A 25207-nucleotide genomic window follows, 5' to 3' on the forward strand; every position below is an offset into this window, starting at 1 on the left:
GAGTATACCGGAGCAGGATACCTGCGGTCCGCCCTGCGCGCTGTTCAATCAGTGCTTCAAGTCGGCTTCACACTGGTTGCGCACATCGCTGTTGCTGATCTGGCCACAGCCACTGCCGCTCTTTTTTGCATAGCAATAGTTACGCATGTCGCTGTCGTTGATCTGCCCGCAGCCAGAAGTGCCGGTCTCCGCATAGCACGTATTGCGCAGGTCGCTGTTATTGATCTGGCCACAGCCACTGCCGCTTTCCCTGGCATAGCAATAGTTGCGCTGGTCACTGTCGGAAATTTGCCCGCAACTGGCATGGGCGCACCCGCTAAGCATCAACAATACTGCAATGATTATTCTCATCACACACTTCCATGGTTTGCCAGGGAGCAGCCTGGCGCTGGGGTTGATCCGGGATGAAATCGCGCTATGCGCTATCACATTGACATCATTCTATAGAAAAGTTCCAGAGGGGGGGGCGAGGTGCAGGGGAGGTGGCTGGACGAGCCGCCGAGTCCTAGGTTTTGGAGGTGGAGAGGTTATCGACGACAGTAGCGGAGGAAGTGCGTGTGTCAGTTGATGAGTGTCTCGAATTTTCTTGGGGATGAACTTGGCTCTGTCCTGGTTTTGATCAAGGCCCCGCCAAAAATGGATGTGGCTTTTTAGTTCTCCGTCTACCGATGGCTAATGGAGAATGAAATGTTCGAGATTAGACGCGCCACGCACAGCGATGCCCAAACGGCTTTCGACATTCGCTTTGCCGACGGCAGAATTGGAAGCGAAACCTCTCCCCATTACTGCGCAATAAAGTCCCGAATCGCTCGAATAGTCTCTGTTGGCGCTTCTTCCATCAGCCAATGTCCTGCCCCCGGAATCACCACTTCCGTAACCTTGTCCGCCGCATTGCGCATCACGATCGCTTGATTGCTGCCAAAGGATTTTTCACCGCCGATGGCCAGCACCGGCATCGTCAGCCGCGGCGCCATCGAAGCCTTGTTGTCCACCTCATCCTGACGAATGCTGCGGAACTGAGCGAAGGCTGCACGCATGGCGCCGGGGCGGGCGTAGAGCGAGGCGTAATGCTGACGGGTTTCTTCATCCACCTTGCTAGGACCGCCCGCGAACTCGTTCAACACTGCTGCCCTGTTGCACGAGGCAGCTCTAGAAAACCCGCAGTAATGCGGGTTTTTTTAACCGAAGTTTAGTCACTGCCCGTTAGGCGTATCAAACCCCCGCTGCTCAATCACCCGAAAAACATCACTCACATCCTGAACCATGATCCGGGCGATGTTGGTGACGGTGTTGATGTCGTGCTCGGCGTAGTCGGGGAGGCTGGTGCAGGCCATGAGGTTGAGGTATTTGAGGACGGCGCTGAGGCGTTCGCTGAGGCAGTTGTGGAGTTCGCGCAGTGGGGCGTCGGCGTCGATGAGGAGGACGGGACGGTCGGTGGCGAAGTGGGACATGGGGGTGTAGTGGCGAAGCGGGTGTTGAGTTGTCATGGTGTTAATCCTAATAAAAGTAGAATCGCCACCGTTCTGCTGCGAAACAAAATGGGTGGCAGCTATGCGCGGGTTCGCAGACCGGAGGATTAACACCAAGACCCGGCAGACCCGAAGGTCTCCCACGCACAACCGCCATAAAACGATACGCAGCCGGGAGTCGGCCGTGCCTGACGGAACAAGGTGTCAATCTTAAGGGCTGCGAAACCCTTCGCCAACCGATGTCAGCGACAGACCCACTCTAGGCAGCAATTTTGATAGCCGCAACCGGGCTGTAGGACCACACGCGGTCACTGTGGCGAGGGGGCTTGCCCCCGTTCGGTAGCGCAGCCGCCGCAAAACCGGGTGTTAGGTGTGTCTGAGGAAACGGGCTAGCAGGGTTTGGGGCTGCTTCGTTGCCCAACGCGGGCAAGCCCCTTCACCACAAAGGGCAGATTCCTACGAGATTCTCGGACTTCAAAATCCTGGCTGTGCGCTCATCGAACGATCAGGCGCGGGTTTTTCGGTGATGAGGACGCTTGCTTCCGTTCAGCGTCGCCGCCGTCGTAGACTGAAAGCCAACGGCAATTCAAGGATGTAACGCGCCCATGATCGAAATCGGCAGCCGCAACAACGCTCCGACAACGCAGCACAAAACCCAGGACATTTACCTCTTCCACATCGACCTTTCCCGGCCGGATACGCCATTTTGTTTCGAGCAGTCCATCGGTGGCGGTCATTGCGAGCAGGGTGGGGCGGCGTGGTTGGCGGTGTCGGAGCTTGAGGCTTGGCCGGGTGAGTGGCGTCTGCATTTGCAGAATTCCGGTTGTGGCTGGGTCGCCGAAATGATGGATGGTCATCCGGGCGTCGATCAGGCGATGCTGGTGTCGATGATTCTCGAACGCCACGCCGAGGGTGCGAAGCCTTTGGGGCGGTAAAAAGCGATTGCAGGTTGATTCAAGCGCAACATTCATTTCAGCGGCCGTTACGGCGTTTAACCCGAGGAGAATCCCATGAGTCAGACACTGGAACGCGCCATTGCCATCGCCGCTGCGGCGCATGAGGGGCAGGTGGACAAGGGCGGCGCGCCTTACATCCTGCATCCGCTGAAAGTCATGTTGCGGGTGAACACGCTGGAAGAGCGCATCGTCGCGGTGCTGCATGACGTGGTCGAGGACTGCGGCATCAGCTTCGATGATCTGCGTAACGAAGGCTTCAGCGAAACGGTGTTGATGGCGATTGCGTCGGTGACCAAGGTGCCGGGCGAATCCTACGAGGCGTTTGTCGAGCGCGTAGCGCAGAACCCGATCGGGCGGGTAGTGAAACTGGCGGATCTGGAAGAGAACAGCGACTTGTCGCGAATTGCCCAGCCGTCCTGGGAGGATCTGGAACGCGTTGAGAAGTATCGGCGGGCGATAGGGGTGTTGCGGTCGTAGTGAGTGGGTCTGGGTTCGGAGTCCATCAAGGCGTGATGGTCGCCAGATTGTAGGTGAGTGCCGACCACTGTGGGAGTTGCGGACGTCAGGATCAAAAGATCGCAGCCTTCGGTAGCTCCTACGCCGATCGAGTAGGGATTTGAATTTGGAGCAGTCCACGATTTTTTCCATTCAACGTTTTTTGAAATCGTGGTCTGTCCCGGAATTTCGGAATTTTCGTTATAGTGCTTGGTTCAGGGCCTCCATGAAACCAAGAGTCCTGGCCGCTGCGACTGCATCTCGCCTTGCAGTGAGCCTCCAGTCTTGCACTCCGACTGCGGCCCCAACACCGGTCAAGGAATTTTGAATGTTGGTGATCACCATCGTGCCAGCATCTCCAGGTCGGCGCAGGGATTGAAACGCGGTCATCGCTTGAGTTTGTTCAAGTGTAAGCCTGTCAATGAGTACCTGGATGCGCTGGCCATCGGCTTCGTAAAAATCTCTTTGAGGATGGTCGTTCACTGCAATCACAGGGATTGTGGCCGCCAGGTACGCGGTCACCTGTGTTCTCAGTTGACCCACACTCTGATCCAATCGGGCAACAACAGGATCGAATCGCTCGCTGATTAGCGGAGTGGGGTCGTGTCGGGCGCGTCTTTCAGTGAGTTGCAAGCTTGATCTGTCGGATGTGCTGAGAAAAGACCCTATGCGTCCTAATGAGTTGATATCTACAGTTCCCCACGGCATAGCTCAATCTCCATTTCGTAGATGTGGCTCATTAGTATAGTCAGTGATTGCGCGATGCTTGCAGGAGCCCGCAGATCGGCGTTATTGCCTGGCCTGCGGTGAGTGCGGGTTATGTGTGATGTGCTTCGGTCCCGCCAAGGCCCATGCGATCAGCCCGAATAGCGGCACAAACACGATCACCACCATCCACACCAGTTTGTTGCTCGATTTGCCTTCGGCTTTACGCACTCTGTTTATCGCCCACAACTCGACCAGCACAAGTACTGCTGCGAGCACGATCCAGATTGTTTCGATTTGCATTAGTCACCTCCTGATAGTCTTTCGGTTAGGCGAGCGGGTGTGGGCGGGGTTCATTAAATTTGCGGTGGCTTGGGGGCTTAAGATCAAAAGATCGCAGCCTTCGGCAGCTCCTACATGGCGTTCGGCCGCACCTGACCGGAGCAGTGGAAGTCCGTCCCGCGGCATTAGTATTTTTCCATCCGCCGGTCATTCCCCTTGAAGGGAATCGGTCTAAAAAAGCCCGACCGAGGCCTCGAGCAATTTGCTATTCTGAAGTTGTAGGTGAAGACGCAGACTGATGCGCAAAGGGATAGCGAGGAAGCGTGGGGCGCGCTCCCAAGGGTACACGGTTAGAAAGATCTCCGCGCTGAGATCCAGCCCTTATGCCGTGTGAGGCAGAACAGCCCAAAGCAACAATTACTGTTCTGTGAGAGGCCCGATAAACCTTGTAAGCCAGAGACCAGCGCTGGCCACCTACATCGATTTCCAAAGCCCGCCTTGTGCGGGCTTTTTCGTGTTTGCGGGTAGCCATTGGGTTTACACCGCGCTTCGGCACTTGGCATTGACCCGGTTGTGTTCATCTCGCTGTTTGGCTAATCTCGCACAAACACGCAAAAACAGGCATAACCATGCAAGTCAAGCATTCCATCGCCAACCTCCCGCAGCTGCGCCGTCAGAAAATCCTCTTGATCCTCGAACGCGACGGCAAGGTCATGGCCTCCGAGCTGAGCCAGCATTTCGCCGTTTCCGAAGACACTATTCGCCGGGATCTGTCGGAGCTGGCCAGCGCCGGACTGGTGCAGCGGGTCCACGGCGGGGCGCTGCCGCGGCCCAAGGACACGGGCAAGGACTACTTCACCCGGGTCGGCGAAACCGATGAAGTGAAAACACGGCTGGCTCAACTCGCCGCGCGCCGGGTCAAAGATGGCCAGATCGTGATTTTCGATTCCGGCAGCACCACGCTGCAGATCGCACGCTCGCTGCCCGCTGACATCTGCATCACAGCCATCACCGCGTCGCCAATGATTGCGATCACCCTCGCCGAATACAAAGGCATCACGGTGATCGTCGCCGGTGGTCAGCTCAATCCCGCGACGATGTCTTCCGGCGGCCATGAAACCCTGCGGCTGATCGAGGGCATCAAGGCCGACCTGGTCTTTACCGGGGTTTGCGCCATTCATCCGGAAGTCGGCATCAGCTCGCTGCATTTCGATGAGGTGCCGGTGAAGCAGGCGATGCTCGCCAGCGCCTCCCACGTGATTGCCGTTACCACCGCAGACAAACTGGGGGCGGTGGAGCCCTTCGTTGTTGCGCCTTGCAACCGTGTGCATACCCTGATCACCGAACGTCATGTGGCCTCGGGCAATGTCGAGGATTATCAAAAACTGGGGATCGAGGTGGTGCAGGTAGACGCTTGAGCGCCATCGCGGTCCGCGGTGTATGAGTTACGCTGATAGCTACGACGGGAGGAATGCAGCCATGACTGAGCGCCATATGATCCACTCGGAAACGCTATCGAACGGATGCAGCATCGAGGTTAAAGCCGAGATATTAAGAGACGGCTCGCTGAAGATGTTCATCGGTGTTTACCGGCCGGACGGTTCGGTCATCGTTGAGGACAACCATCCGTCACCGCATCTGCTGGACATGGAAGCCGCGCAGGAGTGGGCCATCGAAAAAGCCAAAACCATCGGCAACAGCCAAAGAACGCTGTAAGGCCTAACGCCGTCATTGCAATCTGTAGCAGCTGTCAAGCTCCAGCGAGGCTGCGTTCGCCTGCGAAGCAGTCGTCAAACCAGAAATTGCGATACGTCAGGCAGACCGCATTAGCCGGATTCACGACTGCTTCGCAGCCGAACGCAGCCTCGCTGGGGCTCGACAGCTGCTACAAGCGAACGCAGGTTTCGCCCGCTACAAGGAGTGCGTCGCGGAATCATTGTGTATCTGAAAGGTCGTATCTGCGGTTTGCACGCACTGCGATTGAATTCGTGGACAGCGTCAACTCATCCCCGCAGCTCTGACCTTTGCTTTTAGGATGTTCAAATGAAGCGCACCGCGATAATGACCCTGGCCATTGCAAGTACTCTCCTGCTGGGAGGCTGCTTTCCTCACTGGGAAGATGACGACAGGTACGATCGGGATCACCGCCGCGAATACCGTCGTGACCATGACCGAGGCTATGACCAACGTGATGATCGAGGGTATGACCGCGATTACGACCGTCGTGATGATCGCCGTCGTTACCGTGATCGGGATCGCGACGACCGCGACGACGATTGATACTAGCCCGCCAGCCTTCAGAGCGGAGGGCACCACCGCTCTGATCTGCCGTCAGTCATGCGAGGTATCACCATGGGAATTCTGCCTGGACGTTTTACTCGGCATTTAAGCCACTGGCTGATCGCGGCGGGTATCGGCCTGACCGCCATGGCGCTCGATGCCCAGGCGCAAACCCCACCTCAAGCCACTCGGGAAATAAACAGCTTGCTGGACTTTGTCGAGCGCAGTGAGTGCCGGTTTGTGCGTAACGGAAGTGAATATCCGGGCGCTGAGGCCCGGGCGCATCTGCAGAAGAAGCTGAAGTACCTCGAAGACCGGAACAAGGTCAACAGCGCAGAAGACTTTATCGATCTGGCGGCCAGCCAAAGCAGCATGAGTGGCCGCGCCTATGAAGTGCGCTGTCCGGCAGGTGTGCAACCCGCCAGCCTCTGGCTGAAGACCGAGCTACTGAGACAACGGCAAGGTCAATGATTGCGTCTTGACGGGCTAGCGCAGCAGATGCACCGCCAGCCCGATCAACCCGCACCCCATCAGTACTTCGATTACACCTCGCTTGAAGCGAAACAAGGCAATGGCCGCTGCAATGGCGATCAGCGCCGAAGGCCAGTCGAGCTGGCCGCTGAAGCCGTTGGGCCACAGCACGTGGTAGCCGAAGAAACACGCCAGATTAAGAATCACGCCGACCACCGCCGCGGTAATCGCGGTCAGCGGCGCGGTGAGCCGGAGTTCGTTATGCGTCGACTCTACCAACGGGCCGCCGGCGAGAATGAACAGGAACGAAGGCAGGAAGGTGAACCAGGTCACCAGCGTGGCGGCGAGGGCGCCGGCCAGGAACATTTGATCAGGGCCGAACACCTGCTGAACATAGGCACCGACAAAACCGACGAAAGCCACCACCATGATCAGCGGCCCGGGAGTGGTTTCGCCAAGCGCCAGGCCATCGATCATCTGCGTGGGTGTCAGCCAGCCATAGTGGCCGACAGCGCCCTGATACACATAAGGCAGCACGGCATACGCGCCGCCGAACGTCAGCAACGCCGCTTTGGTAAAGAACCAGGCCATTTGGGTCAGGGTGCCTTCCCAGCCGAACAGGGCGGTGAGAATGCCCATCGGCAATACCCACAAAACAGCACCCACCAGCAACAGGCGCAGCAGTTTAAAACGGCTGAAACGGGCGTGTTCGGGAGTCGGAGTGTCGTCGTCGATCAAGGCCGGGCCGAAGGATTTTTTCGCCGCACTGTGGCCTCCGGTCCTGAATCTTTCAGGGGCCAGACGTCCGCCGACATAACCGATGATCGCAGCGCCTAGCACAATCAATGGGAAGGGCACATTGAACACGAAGATGGCCGTGAATGACGCCGCGGCGATCCCCCACAGCCAGTTGTTCTTCAATGCCCGCGAGCCGATTCGGTGGGCTGCCTGCACCACAATGGCGGTCACGGCAGGTTTGATCCCATAAAAAAGTCCGGCCACCACCGGCACTTCGCCAAAGGCGATGTATACCCAGGACAATACGATCAGGATGAACAGCGAAGGCAGCACAAACAGCGCGCCGGCAATCAGCCCGCCCCACGTCCGGTGCATCAGCCAGCCGATGTAGGTCGCCAGCTGCTGAGCCTCAGGCCCAGGCAGCAACATGCAGTAGTTTAGGGCATGCAGAAAGCGCCGTTCCGAGATCCAGCGTCGGCGCTCCACCAACTCCTGATGCATGATAGAGATCTGTCCGGCCGGCCCGCCGAAACTGATGAATCCAAGCTTCAGCCAGAATAGAAACGCTTCCCGCAGGCTGATCGCCTCAGGCTTCGACAGGTCCTGTTCGACGGTCGAGGAGGGGGCTTTATTCAAATGATGATTCCTTTTTCAAATAGTGATTCCTTATTCAAATGGCGGTTCAAGCCTTCACGGCGTACCAAACATCGCCGTCCAGTAAATCCCCGCGTCACTCTTCGGGTCCACGGCATAAGCCGCACCCAGCTCGCGAAATTGCGGGTTCATCAGGTTGGCGCAATGTCCCGGGCTGGCCAGCCAGCCATCGACCACCTTGCGCACCGTGTCTTGCCCGGCGGCGATGTTCTCAGCGACCTGCTGGCCCGCATAACCGGCCAGTTCAGCCCGATCACCCGGCGTGCGACCATCGCGGTCCTTGTGATCGAAATAGTTATTGTTGGCCATGGCCCGGCTGTGGGTCTCGGCCGCGGAGCCCAGCGTGGCGTTCCAGGCCAGCGGCGTCGTGGCGGTAAAGGCTTGGGTGCCGCACTGGCGCCTCTGAGCGCGGGCGCTATTCATCGCTTCAAGCAGCTTTTGCCCCTCTGCCTGCCAGTCGCCCAGACGCCCGGTCAACAGCGGACGCGCCAGCACGATGCGCCATTCACGGCCATCGCGGCTGACGCCGATGTCGACGAATTGCGGGTCCAGCACCACTTGGCAGAAGCTCTCCTGAATCGCCTTCATGGCGGACGGCGCATCACGCGGGCCAGACAAGCTGATCGCCTGCACATTGACCATCGGATAAGCCGCGCGGGCCAGTGCCTGCTGCAAGTCGCCGATGCTGTTGGCGGACAGGACCAGACGCGGATCGCTCGCCAGCGGCGGCAACTCCGCAGACGCCTGGCCGCCGCAGCGCTGCACCTGACTGCGGTAAACGTTGATCGACTCGACCAGCTGCGTTTCATCAGCCGCCGACGCGGCGACGCTGAACACCAGCCCGAATGACAACACGGCAAGATGCAAAACGGATGACAGGCTGCGCATGAAAATCTCCCTTGAACGGACTGCGCCCATGATGCGCGATTTCACCCCTGCGGACGCAATGCCTTTTTGCACCGAAACGCGTTTATTGTCAGGCGGCTGGAATGACTTGCGACGACTACAATCACAGCAGGTCAGCACGACAACATCGCCGTTTCATTGCTCAAGCCAGTGTCTCGGAAGGATCGATATGCAATTAAAATGGGTACTCACCTGCTTCGCAATCATCCTTCTGTGTGGCCAGGTGTCGTTGGCTGACCAGGAGCAAAAACAGGAAGTGGCCGAAGACAAGGCGCAGGTCCTTGAACAGAAAGCCGCCGAAAAGGACAGCGAACTTCCGGTGCCCAAGTCCGAAGCCATTACCACCTCTGAAGTGCAGGCAGTCGATCCGGCGGGCGCCGCGCCGCTGGACGACGCCATTACTTGCCTTGCACGCAGTATCTATTGGGAAGCCAAAGGTGTGGTACCTGCCAACATGGAAGCCGTTGCCAGCGTGGTCATGAACCGGCTCGGCCATGGTGGGTTTCCCGATACGGTGTGCGCCGTGGTCAAGCAGGGTTCTGAACGGGGCTCCTGCCAGTTTTCGTGGTGGTGCGACGGACGTGCAGATCAGGTAAAGGAAGACGACGAATATGCCCTCGCCAAGGAAATCGCGCGCAAGGCACTCAACAAGCAACTCACGGATCGCACCCATGGTGCTTTGTATTTCCACGACAGAACGGTAAAGCCCGCCTGGGCGAAGAAATACACCAGGACGGCCGAGACCCGAAAGTTTATGTTTTATAAACCTCGTGGCGGGACGGCGCAGTAGGCGGCCGCAAACCATCGCGGGTCCAGGCGCGCTGTCGCATAATGCCGTGCAATGACAACTGATATGAAAATCCATTTTGAGATAAGTGATGTCCCTGAGCCCAACATCAAGTAATCCATCAGCCGCCGGCGGTAATAGCATGATTGAGGTCACCGAGGTTTCCATTGCCCAACTGCGTGCTGCGCTCGAATCGGGCCAGACGACGGCGGTTGAGCTGGTCCAGGCCTATCTCGCCAGGATCAATGCCTATGACGGACCCGACACAGCCACGGCCCTCAACGCAGTGGTGGTTCGCAACCCCGATGCGCTCAAGGAAGCTCTTGCGTCCGATGCCCGTCGGGGCAAGGGTGAAACGCTAGGTCCGCTCGATGGCATTCCCTATACAGCCAAGGACAGTTATCTGGTGAAAGGGCTCACCGCAGCCTCCGGAAGTCCCGCCTTCGCGAACCTGATTGCTTATCGCGATGCGTTCACCATCGAACGGCTTCGTGCTGCTGGCGCGATTTGCCTGGGCAAAACCAATATGCCGCCCATGGCCAACGGCGGCATGCAACGCGGGGTCTACGGCCGTGCCCAGAGCCCGTACAACGCTGACTATCTCACCGCCCCCTTCGCATCGGGTTCATCGAACGGTGCCGGCACTGCAACCGCCGCCAGCTTCGCTGCATTTGGCCTCGCCGAAGAAACCTGGTCGAGTGGACGTGGCCCGGCGTCGAACAATGGTTTGTGTGCCTATACGCCTTCGCGCGGAGTGATCTCGGTGCGCGGGAACTGGCCGTTGACGCCGACCATGGACGTTGTCGTGCCGTTTGCCAGAACCATGGCCGACCTGCTCGAAGTGCTCGATGTGGTGGTGGCGGTCGATCCCGACCCACGCGGCGATCTGTGGCGGATGCAACCCTGGGTGCCCATCCCGAGTGTCGCCTCGGTGCGTCCCGCTTCCTACGGGTCGCTTGCCGCGAATACCGATGCCCTCGTCGGAAAACGCTTCGGCGTTCCTCGTATGTACATCAACGCGGATCCCGAGGCGGGCACGAGCGATGCGCCTGGTATCGGTGGTCCGACGGGCCAGCGAATCAATACCCGTGCCTCCGTGATCGGGCTCTGGGAAGAGGCTCGCAAGGCACTCGAAGCCTTTGGTGCCGAAGTGATCGAGGTCGACTTTCCGTTGGTCTCCAATTGCGAAGGCGATCGTCCTGGTACACCGACGGTGTTCAACCGCGGCCTGGTTTCCAAAGAGTTCCTTCACCATGAGTTGTGGGATCTGACGGCCTGGGCGTTCGACGATTTTCTGCGGGCCAACGGCGATCCAGAACTCAATCGCCTGGTCGACGTGAACGGGCCCCTGATCTTCCCGCACGATCCGGGGACGCTGCCCAACCGTGAGGGCGATCTTGCCGCTGGCATGGACGAGTATGTGCGGATGGCCGAGCGCGGCATCACTCCTTGGGATCAGATCACCACGGTGCCTGACGGATTACGCGGCCTTGAGCAGACGCGCCGAATCGATCTTGAGGACTGGATGGATCGGTTGGGGCTCGACGCGGTGATTTTCCCGACGGTGGCTGACGTTGGGCCGGCGAATGCCGATCTCGATCCGAAGTCTGCGGACATCGCGTGGAGTAACGGTGTCTGGGTCGCGAACGGCAATCTTGCCATCCGCCACTTGGGTGTTCCCACAGTGACTGTGCCGATGGGCGTGATGCCGGACATCGGCATGCCCGTCGGGCTGACCTTCGCCGGTCGTGCTTATGACGATTCGACGCTGCTGCGCTTGGCCTCGGCGTTTGAGTCGACGGGGACGAAACGATTGATTCCGCCTCGAACCCCACCGTTGTCGGGTGGTCAATAATAGGAAGGGCGGGATTGGAGCTCTCGGTACACGCTCCAATCCCGCCCGGTAATGGTAAGCCAGTCGCTTGCAAAAATACTTTGCAGCGCTGCCGATGCGTGTTCCCGGTAATGGTGCAATGCCTTGTCTTTCTAACGCAGTCCTGTCCAGGTTGAGAGGTGGATTTCATGAACAACATCATCTACATCGTCGGGGTAATTGTGATCGTCGTGGTTATCCTGTCGTTCCTGGGGTTTGCCTAGCGTCGAAGACCATCGTTGTATTGATTTTTCCTGACGTAGACGTCCGCCTCATCACCGCTGCTTCGATGGTGTCACGGGCGTCACCCGTCACATGACGATGGCGATATCGTCTGTAACCTGCTGCTGGTTAAAAGTAGGCGTTAGCAGATGGCTGCTTAACTACGTAGATCAACTCGCAGAGGAAATGATTGAGTCGTGATTGGATTCTGCAGCAGGTTTCAATCGGTCAGCTTTACAAATAGGCGGTGAATCAATAAATGGTGGCAGCCTTGGGCAACATTTGTTCCGCTCGAAAGGAGCAGAAAATGTACAGATTAAGAGTCTTTGTGATGTGCGCGTTCACATTCGCTGCATTCATGATGTTACCCGTGTCGAGCGCTGAGCAACCGATGGCGGGCCACATATCAGTTCTACCCTCCGATCTCAAATGGTCTGATGCGCCATCGGTCGCACCCGGCGCCCAAATCGTAGTCATTGAAGGCGACCTGAAAACTGCAGATCCGTTTACTTTTCGGCTCAAGCTACCTGCCAACTCTAAAATAGGTGTCCATACTCACCCGGTAGTGGAACGTGTCACCGTAATTTCCGGCACTTTTCACTTGGGAATCGGCGACAAATTTGACCCCGCCAAAGCCAGGGCCTACACGCCGGGCGGTATCACGATCATGCCTGTTGGTATGCCGATGTATGTATTTACCCAAGAAGAAACTGTCGTGCAGATCCATGGGACCGGCCCGTGGGGTATCAATTTTCTCAATCCCGCGGATGACCCCAGGAAGAAGTGACCTTATTTGACCGCTTTTAGCCGTTATCTACCTGATACAAAAGCCAGTTATCCCCGGCAACGCAGCCAACCCGATGCGCTCGGCTATCGGCCCAGCAGAGGTGCCAGCAGGGCACACATGCTGCGCCAGTGCGAACCCTCCCAGTAAACCCGTTGGCAGGCGTCGCAGCGCAGGAAGTGCGAATAGAGGACGCCAACGCGTGGCGGCACTTGCGACCGGGCCAGTTCCGGGCTGATCTCGCGTAGCGGCAGGTTGCAATGAAGGCACAGGCTGAATGGCCGCGCGCTACGCGCCAGGTCGAGGCGCTCGTACAATTCGCGCAGCTGCAGCGACGGCTTCAGGGCATGCACGTAACAGCCGTGGCTGATGATCCGCCGCTTGAGCAGTTCGCGGTCGCGGGTTAGCACGATGCGTCCTTGTTGCGCAGCGACCTCGGCGATCTCGCTATCCTCGAAACCATTGTCGTAGAGGGTGTCGAAGCCGCTCATGCGCAGCAGGTTGGCCAGCCCGCCAAGGTGCGCATCAGCGACGAAACGCAGCACCCGTAAAGGTTGCGCACGAACCTTGAGCAGCGGGCTGATGTCCAGCGCTTCGAACTTGGGATACACCGCCAGCCGGTCACTGTCGAAAATCACCCGTTCGAAGCCCACCGATTCGCCGTTGAGCAGCACCAGCTCGACTTCGGTGTGCGGTATCCCGAGCGCCTCGATCATATGCTTGACCGTCGCCCCTCGCGCGCACTCGCAAGTGAAGGACTGCCGCCGCCGTTCGGCCGGCAGGAAATCGTTGAGCTCCTCGTAGAAGCGGAAGGTTGCACTGGTCATGCTCAACAGTATGGCAGGGCTGCAGGATGAGCGAGTCTGGTCTGGACATCTTCCAACGCTGGTTAACCCTTAACAGCCGCTTCAATCGCAGTGATGTCGATCTTGCCCATCTCCATCATGGCGTGAATGCGCGCTTGGCCGCCGCTCGATCAGGATCGTTTATCACCAAATTGGCGTGTTATTCAGTGCTAATCGGTCATGACCGACTGGCATTTGTTCAGGCGATTGGCCGCGAACAGAATGGACCGTTTCGATGACGCTCTATTAATTTTTGCACTCCGCCAACACCACCTGGCAGGTATTGGGCGTACCACCGGATCGGCCGGCATAGCGGATGCAATTATCCATGGATTTTTTGCGAGCCATGCTCAAGGTATCGCCCCATGCCAGGCCACCTTCGCCGACAGTGGGCATCGCTTTTGCGTAGCAGCTTGAGCCTATGTTTGAGGCCGAATAGCGAGCCGTGGAAGCTTTGCCTGCACATCCCGCCATCAGCGCCAGGTTGATGGCGAGCAGGGAGGGCAGGACCCATGACGAGCATTGGCGCGCTGTTTTTCCGGTCATCCCGTTTCCCCTGAGGCTAGAGGCGTGTTTGTGATCGTGCTCTACTCAGATTAGTCGACCCATGGCGGTGGCTTCGCTACTATTTTCACAACCACTCGATAATGGCCGTTTGAAAGGTTACAACGGGCGCTTGATTAGAGGAGATGCAGCATGGACCGATTCACCGGCGGTTGCCTGTGCGGCAACGTCCGAATTGAGGCGTCGGGCCTCCCATACCGGGTCGGCCTTTGTCACTGTATCGACTGTCGCAAACATCATGGGGCGCTGTTTCACGCCTCCGCGATATTCCCTCAGGACGCGGTGACGATCGAGGGCGAAACACGTGACTACGCCGGGCGGTTTTTCTGTCCCCGCTGCGGCTCCTCCGTTTTCGCCCGCACCGGTGATGAAATCGAAGTGAACCTGGGATCCCTGGATGCCCCTGACCAACTGACGCCCACCTACGAAAGCTGGATCATCCGTCGCGAGTCCTGGTTGCCGCCGTTTCCGCTGACGCGACGATACGAGCGTGATCGTGACGCCACGGGTCGCTTTGAGGAGTAGGCTTGTCGGAATGAACACAAGATTCGACCTGTTATCGACTAGGTCTCCCGGCCCCAACTCTCGCAAAGGAATGCACATGATCGATGGTCCCGCCGTATTAACAGTTTTTTTGGTTTACCTGGCCGGTGTCGTTATTCCAGGGCCAAATTTCGTTGCAGTGGTCCACAAAGCGGTGGCGGCTACGCGGTCAGAAGCATTGGCCCTGGTCGCAGGTATCGTATTGGTCAACTTATTCTGGGCCACCTGTGCAATTGCGGGTATTGGCGTTGTATTTGCTGCGTTCCCTTGGGCGGCGCTAATCGTAAAAGTTCTGGGGGCAGCCTATCTGATGTGGTTTGGATTGCGACTCTTGATCAAGGCCGGGAAGAGTGCGCCTGCCCCTTGTAACAATGCTGTAGTCGGAAACTTTCGGCAGTCATTCATTCAAGGGGTCGTTACGAATATCGGGAACCCTAAATCCATGGCCTTTTACGCCGCTATTTTTTCAGCGGCAGCCCCGGCCCACGTTTCGCCAGGCACGTTTTTATCGATGCTGGCGGTCGTAGTGGTGGTTTCGATGACTTGGTATGGCGTGGTCGCAATCACTCTTTCGCAACCTGAGATCGCATCAGGGTATCGAAGGAGCAGGAAGGCAATTGATCGACTATGTGGCAGTTTGATTTTGGCTCTGGGGATCCGACAGTTGGTCCAATAAGCCACGATTGAGTCTCTTGCCGAATGGGTCGACGCCGGACACCCTGAGGAGTGACATCATGAAGAAAACCGACACAAAGGAAAGTGAACTGGAAGGCTCTGCCTCAGCGCTGATAGACGCAAAAATCAAGGCGCTGAGTGACTGGCGGGGCGAAACGCTCGCCCAAGTACGGACGCTGATCAAGCAGGCCGACCCCGACGTGGTCGAGGAGTTGAAGTGGAGAGGGGTCCCGGTGTGGTCGCACGCCGGCATTATCTGCACCGGCGAGACATATAAGAATGCCGTGAAGATGACCTTCGCCAAGGGCGCTTCGCTGGAGGACCCTTCAGGGCTGTTCAACGCCAGCCTCGAAGGCAACACCCGACGCGCCATCGATATTCATGAGAGCGAGAGGGTTGATGAAGAGGCGTTGAAGGCGCTGATCCGCGCCGCGGTGGCGTTTAACACGTCGGTGTGAACGGCTGACCGCACTATTCAGTCTCAGAGGTATCCAGGAGAGGGTTCTGCGGATCAGATTCGCGGCTGCGGTGGATTAAGGCTTACGCAACAGAAGCAAGAACAACGCCGCAGCCGCCAGCCCCGCACCGACGATGAAAGTGCTCGCCGAGCCCGAAGTCTCCCACAGTGCGCCGGCCAGCACACTGGCGATCAACAGGCACACGCCGCTGATCAGATTGAACAGGCCGAACGCCGTGCCTCTGAGATGTTCGGGCGCAGTGTCGGCGATCAGCGTCGCGAGAATGCCCTGGCTGAAGCCCATGTGCAGGCCCCACAGGGCCACTCCCGCGAGCATGGTCATGATCGAATCGGCTTGCGCCAATAACAGGTCTGCCAGGATCAGCAGGACTATGCCGATGCACAATACTTTGGTGCGGCTGATTCGATCTGACAGCCAGCCGGCGGGGTAGGCGGACACCGCATAGAGCAGCGACATGACCACCATCACCATCGGCACCCAAGTGGCCGTCAGGCCTGTTTGCTGTGCTTTCAATACCAGAAAGGCTTCGCTGAAACGGGCCAGCGTGAAGAACCCGCCGATGATCACGACCCACCAATAATTGCGCGAAAAATCCCACAGAACCTTCCAGTGGATGGGGGGGCGGAAGGTGCGTTCGCCAGCGCCAACGGTCGGTTCTTTTACTCCACCGACAATCAGCGCCACTGATATCACCGCCGGGATCACCGCAAACCACAACACCAGATGGATCTGCCCGAGCCAGAGCATCAACACGATAGCCAGAATCGGGCCAAGAATGGCGCCCACGGTATCCATCGACTGGCGCAAGCCAAAGCAGGCGCCACGGATTTCGGCGGGTGCGATATCGGCGACCAGCGCATCGCGCGGCGCACCACGAATGCCTTTGCCGATGCGATCCAGAAAACGCGCGGTGAACACCACCTCTACCGACTGCGCGAGGGGAAAGAGCGGTTTCGACAAGGCGGCCAGACCGTAGCCCATCAACAGCAGGCCTTTGCGCCGGCCGATAAAGTCGCTGATGGCCCCGGAGAAGATCTTGGTCAGCATCGCGGTCGCTTCGGCGATGCCTTCGATCACGCCGACGGTCAACGCGCTCGCGCCCAAGGTCGTGACCAGAAACACTGGCAGCAGGCTATGTACCAGCTCTGAAGACAGGTCCATAAACAGGCTGACAAAACCCAGGGCCCAGACCGTGGAGGGGATACGTAATGAGGCCGGTTTGGGCTTTGAGAGATGTTTGTCCATGCTTTGCTTCCGGGGTTGGATGCTCCACGAGGGTGTACCTGAACTGTGCGGCGGTATCGCGAGACGGTTTTACAGTGCAGTACGCAGGAGTGTAGAGAACAACTGTAATTGTAAGAGCCGTTTCCTGAAGCTAGACTCCATCTCCATGAAACGCTATCTGCGGTTTTGCCTCATCTTGCTGATCAGCTTCGCGCTTCCCCTTAGCGGAATGGCGGGTGTTCAGGCACCCACAGAACCTTGCCCGATGAAAACCATGGGCATGGCGATGATGGATAAAGATTGCTGCCAGGACATGAGCACCCCGTCCGAGCACGGCAAACCCTGTAAGCCCGGTCAGGAGTGCAAGACCGGCGGCATGCTGCAAGTCACCCTCGCCAAACCTCCAGTCACCTTGTTCAGCCCCATCATCGGCACGTTTTTTATAGACGCACTGCCTGCTCATACCCCGTCCGGGGTATGGCGCCCCCCTCGCGCCTGATTCCTGTTCCACGCTGAGCCCCATCCGCCTTCGCGGGATGGCGTTGCTGTGCGCCTTTGAAAGCGCGCAGCGAATCATCACAGGAATTGTGAACATGAACTCCATGTGCTTTCGCCCAGGGTGGCCGCTATTGGCTGCGCTGGCGGCAAGCGTGCTGGCTTTGCCGTGCGTTGCTGCGCCATTGACTCTCGATGAAGCCCTTCGGCTGGCTGACGACAACGCGCCGTCCCTCACTGCCCAGGCCGAAAAACTCCAGGCGGCACGAAGCGCCGCCATTCCTGCCGGCGAGTTGCCCGACCCCAAGCTAGTGCTTGGGGTACAGAACTTTCCCGTGAGCGGTCCTGATCGCGGGACGCTGGATCACGACTTCATGACCATGCAGATGGTCGGTGTGATGCAGGAAATGCCCAATGGCGACAAACGTCGGGCGCGCACTGAAGTCGCCGAGGCCGCGGTTGAACTGGCCGCTGCGCAAGGTCGTGTCGAACGCTTGAACGTGCGACAGGCCACGGCGCTGGCCTGGATCGGCAGTTATTCGGTGGAGCTGAAACAGACGCTGTTCCAGGAGTTCTACCGCGAAAATCGACTGCTCGCCGAAACCGTTCGCGCGCAGATCGCCAGCGGGCGTGCGCAGCCTGCCGATGCGGTGACACCGAAGCAGGAAGCGGCGCAACTGGAAGAGCAACAAGACCAATTACTGCTTCAGCGCGCGCAAGCCCGCGCGGCGCTCAAGCGCTGGATTGGTCCCGCCGCCAATGAACACCCGGTCGGAAATTGGCCCCAGTGGCCCATCGATGCGTCGGGTTACATCCACAAGCTTGAACATCACCCCGCTGTGGCTGCATTTGCGCCAATGACCCGTAAGGCTCAGGCCAAAGTCCGTGAAGCCGAGGCTGACAAACGGTCCGACTGGAGTTGGGAGCTCGATTATCAGCGGCGCGGGCGGGAGTTTGGCGACATGGTCAGCGTGCAATTCACCTTTGATCTACCGCTGTTCCCCGATACCCGGCAGAACCCGAAGATCGCTGCCAAGCGTGCTGAACTGAATCAACTGGAGGCCGAACGCGAAGCCCTGACTCGCGAGCAAACCCAGCAATTGGAAGAACAATTGGCCGACTATCAACGGCTGGACCGTGCTGTGCGGCGCCAACAGGAGAGCCTGTTGCCGCTCGCCAAAGAAAAGGCCGAGTTGACCCTAGCCAGTTATCGGGCGGGCAAAAGTGACTTGTCGGCAGTCGTCGCCGCCCGGCGAGAGTTGATTGAGGCTCGCCTGAAACAGATCGATGTCAACGAACAGAAAGCGCTGACCAGTGCTCGGCTGTATTTCGCCTATGGGGAGGCTAGCCAATGAGCATTCAGCGTTTTAAAGGTGTTCTATGGGTTGCTGGTGCATTAGCCCTGGGCGGTGTCGGCGGCTACTGGTTTGCCCATCAAGCAGAGCCCGTTGTTCAAGGCGCCATGACCCAGGAGGAACGCAAGGCCTTGTATTGGTACGACCCGATGTACCCGCAACAAAAGTTCGACAAGCCCGGCAAATCGCCTTTCATGGACATGGAACTGGTGCCGCGCTACGCCGACGGTGCCCAGGACACAGCTACCGTGCAAATCGACGCGAGCGTGACGCAGAACCTGGGGCTTCGTCTGGCTACCGTTACCCGTGGCGTTCAGGCTTCCAGCCTCGAAGCGGTAGGTGTGCTGACCTACAACGAACGCGATGTCGCGGTGATCCAGGCCCGCACTCCGGGTTTTGTCGAGCGGGTATATGCCCATGCACCGGGCGATGTGCTCAAGGCTGGCGCGCCACTGGCGGATGTTCTAGTACCTGAATGGGCCTCGGCTCAGGAGGAGTTCCTGGCACTCAAACGCATGGGCGATGCCAGCTTGTTGGCAGCGGCCCGCCAACGCCTGCGTCTGACCGGAATGCCGGCGGATTTGATTGCCCGGATCGAGCGCAGCGGGAAGGTACAGCTGAACCAGACCATCACCACGCCCATTGCTGGCGTGTTGCAGGAGTTGAATGTCCGTAGCGGTATGACCCTGGCTGTCGGCGATACGCTGGCCCGGGTCAACGGCCTTGATAATGTGTGGTTGGCGGTATCCGTGCCAGAGTCGGCAGCCGGGGGAGTCCAGGTCGGTCAGACGGTGGAGGCCAGGCTTGCGACGTTTCCGGATGCAATCCTTCGCGGTACGGTCAGTGCGGTCCTGCCACAAACCAGTCCGGACAGCCGAACTGTCAGCGTACGGGTTGAATTGCCCAATCCCGACGGCCGCCTGCGTCCCGGTCTCACGGTGCAGGTGCGGTTGAAGCGTTCGACTGAGCAAAGCGTGCTGTGGGTGCCGAGCGAGGCATTGATTCGCACCGGACGGCGCGTGTTGGTGATGCTCGCCGAAGAGGGCGGACGCTATCGCCCGGTAGAGGTGCAAGCAGGGCAGGAAAACGATGGACAAACGGCGATCCTGAAGGGTCTGGAGGAGGGACAACAGGTCGTCAGTTCGGGCCAGTTCTTGCTCGACTCAGAAGCCAGTCTCAAAGGCATTATTGTTCAGCCTCTTGAGAAATCCGGAGCCCAGCCATGATTGCCGGATTGATTCGCTGGTCCGTGGCCAACCGTTTCCTGGTGCTGCTGGCAACCTTGTTTGTCACGGCCTGGGGCATCTGGTCAGTGCAAAGCACCTCCATCGATGCGCTACCGGATCTGTCCGATGTTCAAGTGATCATCCGTACACCCTATGCAGGCCAGGCGCCACAGATTGTCGAGAACCAGGTGACCTATCCACTGGCAACGACCATGTTGTCGGTGCCGGGAGCCAAGACAGTGCGTGGCTATTCCTTTTTCGGCGACAGCTTTGTCTACGTGTTGTTCGAGGATGGAACTGATTTGTATTGGGCGCGCTCACGGGTGCTGGAGTACCTGAGCCAGGTCCAGAGTCGGCTGCCGGCCAGCGCCAAACCGGCGTTGGGACCGGATGCCACCGGGGTTGGCTGGATTTATCAGTACGCGCTGGTGGATCGCACCGGCAGGCATGACCTCGCGCAACTGCGCGCCCTGCAGGACTGGTTCTTCAAATTCGAACTCAAGACCCTGCCCAACGTTGCCGAAGTGGCCACCGTCGGCGGGATGGTCAAGCAATATCAGGTTCAGCTCGATCCGCTGAGAATGGTCAGCCTGGGAATCACTCAGACCCAGGTCACCGAGGCAATCGGCAAGGCCAATCAGGAAACCGGTGGTGCGGTGCTGGAGATGGCCGAAACCGAATTTATCGTGCGTGCTTCGGGCTATCTGAAAACGCTTGATGACTTCCGTGCCATTCCCCTCAAGCTCGGAGTGGGCAGCGTGCCCGTGACCCTCGGCGATGTGGCGACGATTCAACTGGGGCCAGAAATGCGTCGCGGCATCACTGAGCTCGATGGCGAAGGTGAGACCGTGGGCGGCGTGGTGATTTTGCGCAGCGGCAAGAATGCTCGCGAAACCATTGCGGCGGTCAAAACGAAGCTCGATGAATTGAAAAGCAGCTTGCCGGCCGGCGTAGACATTGTCACCACCTACGACCGCAGTAAGCTGATTGATCGCGCTGTGAAAAATCTCAGCCACAAGCTGATCGAGGAGTTCATCGTAGTCGCACTGGTCTGCGGGATATTTCTTTGGCATCTACGCTCGGCGCTGGTGGCGATCATCTCTTTGCCGATTGGCGTGTTGATTGCTTTTATCGTCATGCGTCATCAAGGGATCAACGCCAACATCATGTCGCTGGGTGGGATTGCGATTGCCATCGGAGCCATGGTCGACGCCGCGGTGGTGATGATCGAGAACGCCCACAAGAAGATCGAGGCCTGGCATGCCGCTCACCCGTTGGAAGAACTGAAAGGTGAGCGTCATTGGCAAGTCATGATTGACGCGGCGGTAGAGGTTGGACCGGCGCTGTTCTTCTGCCTGTTGATCATCACACTGTCGTTTATTCCGGTGTTTACTCTGGAGGCCCAGGAAGGACGCCTGTTCGGACCACTGGCGTTCACCAAAACCTACGCAATGGCCGCAGCGGCGGGGCTGTCGGTGACTTTGGTGCCAGTGTTGATGGGCTACTGGATTCGCGGGCGGATCCCCGATGAACAACGCAATCCGTTGAATCGCTGGTTGATCAGGCTCTATCAACCGGCCCTGGACGCGGTGTTGAACCGACCGAAAAGCACCCTGCTGGTGGCGTTGCTGATCTTCCTCAGCGCGTTATGGCCGATGTCTCGCTTAGGGGGCGAGTTCCTGCCGCCGCTGGATGAAGGTGATTTGCTTTACATGCCCTCGGCCTTGCCGGGATTGTCTGCACAGAAAGCGGCGCAGTTGCTGCAGCAGACGGACCGGCTGATCAAAACCGTGCCGGAAGTCGAACACGTTTTCGGCAAGGCTGGCCGTGCAGAAACCGCCACCGACCCGGCACCGCTGGAGATGTTTGAAACCACCATCCAGTTCAAGCCACAAGAACAATGGCGCCCAGCAATGACCCAGGAAAAATTGGTGGAAGAACTGGATCAAGTAGTCCGCGTCCCCGGGCTGACCAATATCTGGATTCCACCGATTCGCAACCGTATCGATATGCTCGCCACCGGCATCAAAAGCCCGATCGGGATTAAGGTTTCCGGGAACAATCTGGCGCAGATCGACACGGCCACGCAGGGGATCGAGCGCGCCGCCAAAGGCGTGCCGGGCGTCAGTTCCGCGCTGGCCGAACGTCTGACTGGCGGGCATTACATCGATGTGGATATTGACCGTAAGGCTGCTGCTCGTTACGGACTCAATATTGCCGATGTGCAATCGATCGTGGCCGGTGCCATCGGCGGTGAAAACGTTGGGGAAACGATCGAAGGTCGTGCACGGTTCCCGATCAACGTGCGTTATCCCCGTGAGTGGCGTGACTCTCTGGGCGCTCTGGAGCAACTGCCAATCTACACGCCGCTGGGAGGCCAGATCACCCTCGCTACGGTAGCGAAGGTCAAGGTAGCTGATGGTCCATCGATGCTCAAAAGCGAGAACGCCCGCCCGTCCGGCTGGGTGTATATCGACGTGCGTGGACGGGACATCGCGTCAGTGGTCGCCGACCTGCGCCGGGTCGTCAATGAGCAGGTCAAATTGCAGCCCGGCATGAGCCTGAGCTATTCCGGGCAGTTCGAGTTTCTTGAACGGGCCAACGCGCGACTCAAGTGGGTAGTGCCCGCCACGCTGCTGATCATCTTTGTGCTGCTTTATCTGACGTTCGCGCGTTTCGACGAAGCCTTGCTGATTATGGCGACACTGCCTTTCGCACTTGCAGGTGGGGCGTGGTTTCTCTATTGGCTGGGGTTCAATCTGTCGGTGGCTACGGGTGTCGGCTTCATTGCGCTGGCCGGTGTGTCCGCCGAGTTTGGCGTGATCATGCTGCTCTATCTGAAGAACGCCTTGGCAGAGCGTGAAGACGCTGGTGATCGCACTGAGCTCGGGCTGGATGCCGCGATTCGTGAGGGGGCGGTGCAGCGCGTCCGACCCAAGGCCATGACTGTTGCGGTGATCATTGCAGGGTTGTTGCCGATCCTGCTGGGTGGAGGCACCGGTAGTGAGGTCATGAGCCGAATCGCCGCGCCAATGGTCGGCGGCATGATCACCGCGCCCCTGCTTTCTCTGTTTGTCATCCCGGCAGCGTATCGCTTGATGCGCCGTCGTCAGCTCCAGATCGATCATGTAGTGAAATAGCGCTCAGCTTCCCGGCGGCACGAATGCGATTCGGCTGCCGGCTTGTCTGATTCAGAGGTTCTGACTCAAAAAGAGCAACGTATTGCCATGCGCCTCAACCGCCGCCCGCTGGTTGTAGCTGTCACGGTGTGAGCAGTTGAAGCCGTGTTCCGCCCCCGGATACACCTCGATATCGACGTCGTCGTTGAACTCGAAACGCTCGGCGATTTGCTTCACGGCGTCGATGGGGATGTGGCTGTCCTGTTCGCCGAAATGCATCAGCACGGGCACTTTGATTTCGTTGGCTCGATCCAATTGGTTTTGAATGCCGCCGCCGTAGTAGGCGATCGCCACGTCGACAAAACCGTTGGCTGCGGTGTTGTACGACAGCATGCCGCCGAAGCAGAAACCGATAGAAGCGATTCTGCCGTCCAGGCCTGGTTGCGCCTTCAGGGCGTCGATGGTCAGTTTGATGTCGGCCTGCGCTTCTTTGATATCGGTGGCGTTCATCAGCTCGACGGCGCGTTTCCAGCCGGCTTCGTCGTAGCCCAGTTCGATACGGCGGCCGTGGCGCCAGAACAGATCCGGCGCGATGACCAGATAGCCGTCGGCGGCGTATTGCTCGGCGACCGAGCGGATGTGCTCGTTAACGCCGAAGATTTCCTGAATCAGCACAATTCCCGGACCTTTACGGGTGTGGGGGATGGCCAGGTAAGCGCCGAATGTGCCCTCGGCGCTGGTGATCTCGATCCATTGGGTGGTCACGCTCATGATGGCTCCTTTACATAAGTTGGATGGGTTATCGAGACGCTGGCGTATCAGCGGTGACTGCGCCGCCAAAAGTATCGAGCCAACAGCGCGTCGACGCTGAGTTTTCCAGCCCCCGAGAGCAACAACGGCATGAGGGCTACGAGGTAGATCAGCGGTAGTTTGAAATTGCCGTGGCCTTTATTGCTGATGGCATAACCCTGGGCAAGTTCACTCAATGTAGACCAATCGGCCGGCCAGTGAACGGCAGCGGTCGCGACGATCGTGACCACGGTCAGAATAATCGCCGAGACCCGCGTCCCCAGGCCCACCAGCAGGGCGAGGGCGCAGATCAATTCGGCCCACATCGCCAGTTCCCAGTTCAGCGTGGCCGGCACGTGATTGAAGGGAAACGGTTCAGGTGCAGGTCTTTGATGGCTGATGAGAGAGAGGTGTTCATGGGCTTGAGCTCCGGAAAAACCAATGTGTGAGAAAGGCTTAAAAGCTTCGCGGGCAAGCCTCGCTCCTACAGGATTGTGGCGAACCATATTCGGTGGTCGACACAGATCCCCGTAGGAGCGAGGCTTGCCCGCGAAGCCTTTAAGCCTTCTCCTACAGGGGAAATGTTGATGTTGTTGAGACATCATTCGGTCAATAACGTGTTCCTGGCTAACCGTTTGTACTTCAGCGCAATCTTGCCCAGCAGCCGAACGACGATCGCCGAAAACATCAGGCCGAACGGCAAGACGTACCACCCGCTCATGGGGATGCGTTTGAAGTTGGAATAGGTGAACACCGCCGCAAGTACCCACATCCCGCTGACATGCAGGGTTTTCCAAGCTTTGGGGCCGATCAGGCGCGCCGTGGTTTTGAACGAGGTCAGCGCCATCAGCAGAATGAACAGATAACCAACCGAGCCCGGGATGTTGCCGACCGTGGTGCGGCCGGGCCAGAACTCGGGGTTCAGTTGGCCGTAGCTGTAGATCAGGATGGCGTGTACCAGGTGGGAAAACGCAAAGGCCAGGCCGATGAAGCGTCGCTCGCGCACCAATGATCGGGTGAAAGGCGAGGGCACCAGCACAGCCAAAGCGGAGGCGGTGAACGCGGCGAGAAATAGCACAAACGAGGTGCGCGCCGTGGCGCGAATGGCGCTGCGAGTGGCTTCCACCAGGTCCGGGTTCAGCAACAGAATCAGACCGGTCATCAACAGCACCAGCAAGGACAGCAGGCCAAACAGCGACCAGCCGTGGTAACGGGGAATTGGGGTCATTATGACAACACTCCTGAGCAAGGGCCGACCCGGTTTTACCGGT

28 protein-coding genes and 2 pseudogenes are annotated in these 25207 nt (G+C 58.5%); 17 read left to right on the forward strand and 13 right to left on the reverse strand.

From position 1 onward, the window contains the following. Positions 1-48 precede the first annotated feature (48 nt). From ACYZT2_RS12630 to ACYZT2_RS12640, 3 genes and pseudogenes are all read right to left on the reverse strand, one after another. Entirely contained in the window at positions 49-351 is a 303-nt protein-coding gene (locus tag ACYZT2_RS12630; RefSeq protein ID WP_461972534.1) for a hypothetical protein, read from the reverse strand. A gap of 431 nt (positions 352-782) precedes the next feature. Further along, positions 783-1118: pseudogene (locus ACYZT2_RS12635) on the reverse strand (alpha/beta fold hydrolase); the annotation flags it as partial. 75 nt (positions 1119-1193) lie between these two features. Continuing rightward, positions 1194-1487 carry a fructose-bisphosphate aldolase gene (locus tag ACYZT2_RS12640; protein ID WP_461972536.1) on the reverse strand — a complete coding sequence of 98 codons (294 nt, stop codon included), beginning with the start codon at positions 1485-1487 and terminating at the stop codon, positions 1194-1196. A gap of 587 nt (positions 1488-2074) precedes the next feature. Between ACYZT2_RS12640 and ACYZT2_RS12645 the strand changes: the two genes are divergently transcribed. Both ACYZT2_RS12645 and ACYZT2_RS12650 read left to right on the forward strand, forming a co-directional pair. After that, the gene (locus ACYZT2_RS12645) at positions 2075-2404 is read left to right on the forward strand and encodes a hypothetical protein (protein ID WP_461972538.1); all 330 of its coding nucleotides are present in this window, start codon (positions 2075-2077) and stop codon (positions 2402-2404) included. Positions 2405-2479: 75 nt separating this feature from the next. After that, positions 2480-2902, forward strand: a complete 423-nt coding sequence (locus tag ACYZT2_RS12650; protein WP_253545065.1) for an HD domain-containing protein — start codon at positions 2480-2482, stop codon at positions 2900-2902. 219 nt (positions 2903-3121) lie between these two features. On the opposite strand, the gene ACYZT2_RS12655 is transcribed toward ACYZT2_RS12650, so the two are convergent. Then, a complete protein-coding gene (locus ACYZT2_RS12655; protein ID WP_461972540.1) occupies positions 3122-3442 on the reverse strand; it encodes a hypothetical protein in 321 nt (106 codons plus the stop codon). A gap of 267 nt (positions 3443-3709) precedes the next feature. Beyond that, positions 3710-3928: a PLD nuclease N-terminal domain-containing protein gene (locus tag ACYZT2_RS12660; protein WP_461972542.1), complete on the reverse strand. Its 219-nt coding sequence runs from the start codon at positions 3926-3928 to the stop codon at positions 3710-3712. A 608-nt stretch (positions 3929-4536) separates the two neighbouring features. Here ACYZT2_RS12660 and ACYZT2_RS12665 point away from each other — a divergent pair. From ACYZT2_RS12665 to ACYZT2_RS12680, 4 genes are all read left to right on the forward strand, one after another. Continuing rightward, on the forward strand, positions 4537-5325 hold the full coding sequence (locus ACYZT2_RS12665) for a DeoR/GlpR family DNA-binding transcription regulator (RefSeq protein ID WP_461972544.1): 789 nt from the start codon (positions 4537-4539) through the stop codon (positions 5323-5325). A gap of 61 nt (positions 5326-5386) precedes the next feature. Further along, positions 5387-5623 carry a hypothetical protein gene (locus ACYZT2_RS12670; RefSeq protein WP_461972546.1) on the forward strand — a complete coding sequence of 79 codons (237 nt, stop codon included), beginning with the start codon at positions 5387-5389 and terminating at the stop codon, positions 5621-5623. A 327-nt stretch (positions 5624-5950) separates the two neighbouring features. Then, positions 5951-6187: a hypothetical protein gene (locus ACYZT2_RS12675; protein WP_008006269.1), complete on the forward strand. Its 237-nt coding sequence runs from the start codon at positions 5951-5953 to the stop codon at positions 6185-6187. 72 nt (positions 6188-6259) lie between these two features. After that, the gene (locus ACYZT2_RS12680; protein WP_461972548.1) at positions 6260-6658 is read left to right on the forward strand and encodes a YfeK family protein; all 399 of its coding nucleotides are present in this window, start codon (positions 6260-6262) and stop codon (positions 6656-6658) included. Positions 6659-6673: 15 nt separating this feature from the next. Here the strand turns inward: ACYZT2_RS12680 and chrA are convergent, their stop codons facing one another. Together chrA and ACYZT2_RS12690 are read right to left on the reverse strand one after the other, a co-directional pair. Continuing rightward, positions 6674-8032: a chromate efflux transporter gene (chrA, locus tag ACYZT2_RS12685; RefSeq protein ID WP_461972550.1), complete on the reverse strand. Its 1359-nt coding sequence runs from the start codon at positions 8030-8032 to the stop codon at positions 6674-6676. Between the two features lie 54 nt (positions 8033-8086). Beyond that, positions 8087-8938, reverse strand: a complete 852-nt coding sequence (locus ACYZT2_RS12690; protein ID WP_461972552.1) for a CAP domain-containing protein — start codon at positions 8936-8938, stop codon at positions 8087-8089. Positions 8939-9125: 187 nt separating this feature from the next. Between ACYZT2_RS12690 and ACYZT2_RS12695 the strand changes: the two genes are divergently transcribed. From ACYZT2_RS12695 to ACYZT2_RS12705, 3 genes are all read left to right on the forward strand, one after another. Continuing rightward, positions 9126-9746 (forward strand): cell wall hydrolase, encoded by a 621-nt coding sequence (locus ACYZT2_RS12695; RefSeq protein ID WP_461973092.1) that lies wholly within the window; start codon positions 9126-9128, stop codon positions 9744-9746. A gap of 139 nt (positions 9747-9885) precedes the next feature. Further along, positions 9886-11598 carry an amidase gene (locus ACYZT2_RS12700; RefSeq protein WP_461972554.1) on the forward strand — a complete coding sequence of 571 codons (1713 nt, stop codon included), beginning with the start codon at positions 9886-9888 and terminating at the stop codon, positions 11596-11598. Between the two features lie 547 nt (positions 11599-12145). Continuing rightward, positions 12146-12625, forward strand: coding sequence for a cupin domain-containing protein (locus ACYZT2_RS12705; RefSeq protein ID WP_461972556.1), 480 nt, complete (start codon positions 12146-12148; stop codon positions 12623-12625). Positions 12626-12708: 83 nt separating this feature from the next. Here ACYZT2_RS12705 and ACYZT2_RS12710 read toward each other — a convergent pair whose 3' ends face one another. Beyond that, positions 12709-13449 (reverse strand): Mut7-C RNAse domain-containing protein, encoded by a 741-nt coding sequence (locus tag ACYZT2_RS12710; RefSeq protein ID WP_461972558.1) that lies wholly within the window; start codon positions 13447-13449, stop codon positions 12709-12711. 26 nt (positions 13450-13475) lie between these two features. Here ACYZT2_RS12710 and ACYZT2_RS12715 point away from each other — a divergent pair, with 26 nt between their 5' ends. Further along, positions 13476-13706 (forward strand): hypothetical protein, encoded by a 231-nt coding sequence (locus ACYZT2_RS12715; RefSeq protein ID WP_461972560.1) that lies wholly within the window; start codon positions 13476-13478, stop codon positions 13704-13706. 7 nt (positions 13707-13713) lie between these two features. On the opposite strand, the gene ACYZT2_RS12720 is transcribed toward ACYZT2_RS12715, so the two are convergent. Further along, complete coding sequence (locus tag ACYZT2_RS12720; RefSeq protein ID WP_461972562.1) at positions 13714-14013, reverse strand: hypothetical protein; 300 nt, start codon at positions 14011-14013, stop codon at positions 13714-13716. A 150-nt stretch (positions 14014-14163) separates the two neighbouring features. Here ACYZT2_RS12720 and ACYZT2_RS12725 point away from each other — a divergent pair, with 150 nt between their 5' ends. The 3 genes from ACYZT2_RS12725 to ACYZT2_RS12735 all read left to right on the forward strand — a co-directional run bounded on the left by ACYZT2_RS12725 (position 14164) and on the right by ACYZT2_RS12735 (position 15707). Continuing rightward, positions 14164-14556: a GFA family protein gene (locus ACYZT2_RS12725; RefSeq protein WP_461972564.1), complete on the forward strand. Its 393-nt coding sequence runs from the start codon at positions 14164-14166 to the stop codon at positions 14554-14556. Positions 14557-14632: 76 nt separating this feature from the next. Further along, positions 14633-15250, forward strand: coding sequence for a LysE family translocator (locus ACYZT2_RS12730; RefSeq protein WP_461972566.1), 618 nt, complete (start codon positions 14633-14635; stop codon positions 15248-15250). 58 nt (positions 15251-15308) lie between these two features. After that, positions 15309-15707: a DUF1801 domain-containing protein gene (locus ACYZT2_RS12735; protein WP_461972568.1), complete on the forward strand. Its 399-nt coding sequence runs from the start codon at positions 15309-15311 to the stop codon at positions 15705-15707. 75 nt (positions 15708-15782) lie between these two features. Here the strand turns inward: ACYZT2_RS12735 and ACYZT2_RS12740 are convergent, their stop codons facing one another. After that, entirely contained in the window at positions 15783-16973 is a 1191-nt protein-coding gene (locus ACYZT2_RS12740; protein ID WP_461972570.1) for an MFS transporter, read from the reverse strand. A gap of 145 nt (positions 16974-17118) precedes the next feature. On the opposite strand from ACYZT2_RS12740, the gene ACYZT2_RS12745 reads away from it, so the two are divergent. From ACYZT2_RS12745 to ACYZT2_RS12760, 4 genes and pseudogenes are all read left to right on the forward strand, one after another. Further along, positions 17119-17451, forward strand: a complete 333-nt coding sequence (locus ACYZT2_RS12745; protein ID WP_461972572.1) for a hypothetical protein — start codon at positions 17119-17121, stop codon at positions 17449-17451. 94 nt (positions 17452-17545) lie between these two features. Further along, entirely contained in the window at positions 17546-18802 is a 1257-nt protein-coding gene (locus ACYZT2_RS12750; RefSeq protein ID WP_461972574.1) for a TolC family protein, read from the forward strand. Next, positions 18799-20013: pseudogene (locus ACYZT2_RS12755) on the forward strand (efflux RND transporter periplasmic adaptor subunit); the annotation flags it as partial. The gene ACYZT2_RS12750 and the pseudogene ACYZT2_RS12755, both read left to right, overlap by 4 nt. An 11-nt stretch (positions 20014-20024) precedes the next feature. Beyond that, on the forward strand, positions 20025-23168 hold the full coding sequence (locus ACYZT2_RS12760) for an efflux RND transporter permease subunit (RefSeq protein WP_461972576.1): 3144 nt from the start codon (positions 20025-20027) through the stop codon (positions 23166-23168). Between the two features lie 51 nt (positions 23169-23219). Here the strand turns inward: ACYZT2_RS12760 and ACYZT2_RS12765 are convergent, their stop codons facing one another. The 3 genes from ACYZT2_RS12765 to ACYZT2_RS12775 form a co-directional block, all read right to left on the reverse strand. Beyond that, positions 23220-23918, reverse strand: coding sequence for a dienelactone hydrolase family protein (locus ACYZT2_RS12765; RefSeq protein ID WP_461972578.1), 699 nt, complete (start codon positions 23916-23918; stop codon positions 23220-23222). Positions 23919-23965: 47 nt separating this feature from the next. Continuing rightward, a complete protein-coding gene (locus ACYZT2_RS12770) occupies positions 23966-24442 on the reverse strand; it encodes an HvfX family Cu-binding RiPP maturation protein (RefSeq protein ID WP_461972580.1) in 477 nt (158 codons plus the stop codon). Positions 24443-24537: 95 nt separating this feature from the next. After that, positions 24538-25167 (reverse strand): ferric reductase-like transmembrane domain-containing protein, encoded by a 630-nt coding sequence (locus ACYZT2_RS12775; RefSeq protein WP_461973094.1) that lies wholly within the window; start codon positions 25165-25167, stop codon positions 24538-24540. Positions 25168-25207 lie beyond the last annotated feature (40 nt).

Source organism: Pseudomonas sp. MDT1-85 (genome assembly GCF_054898065.1).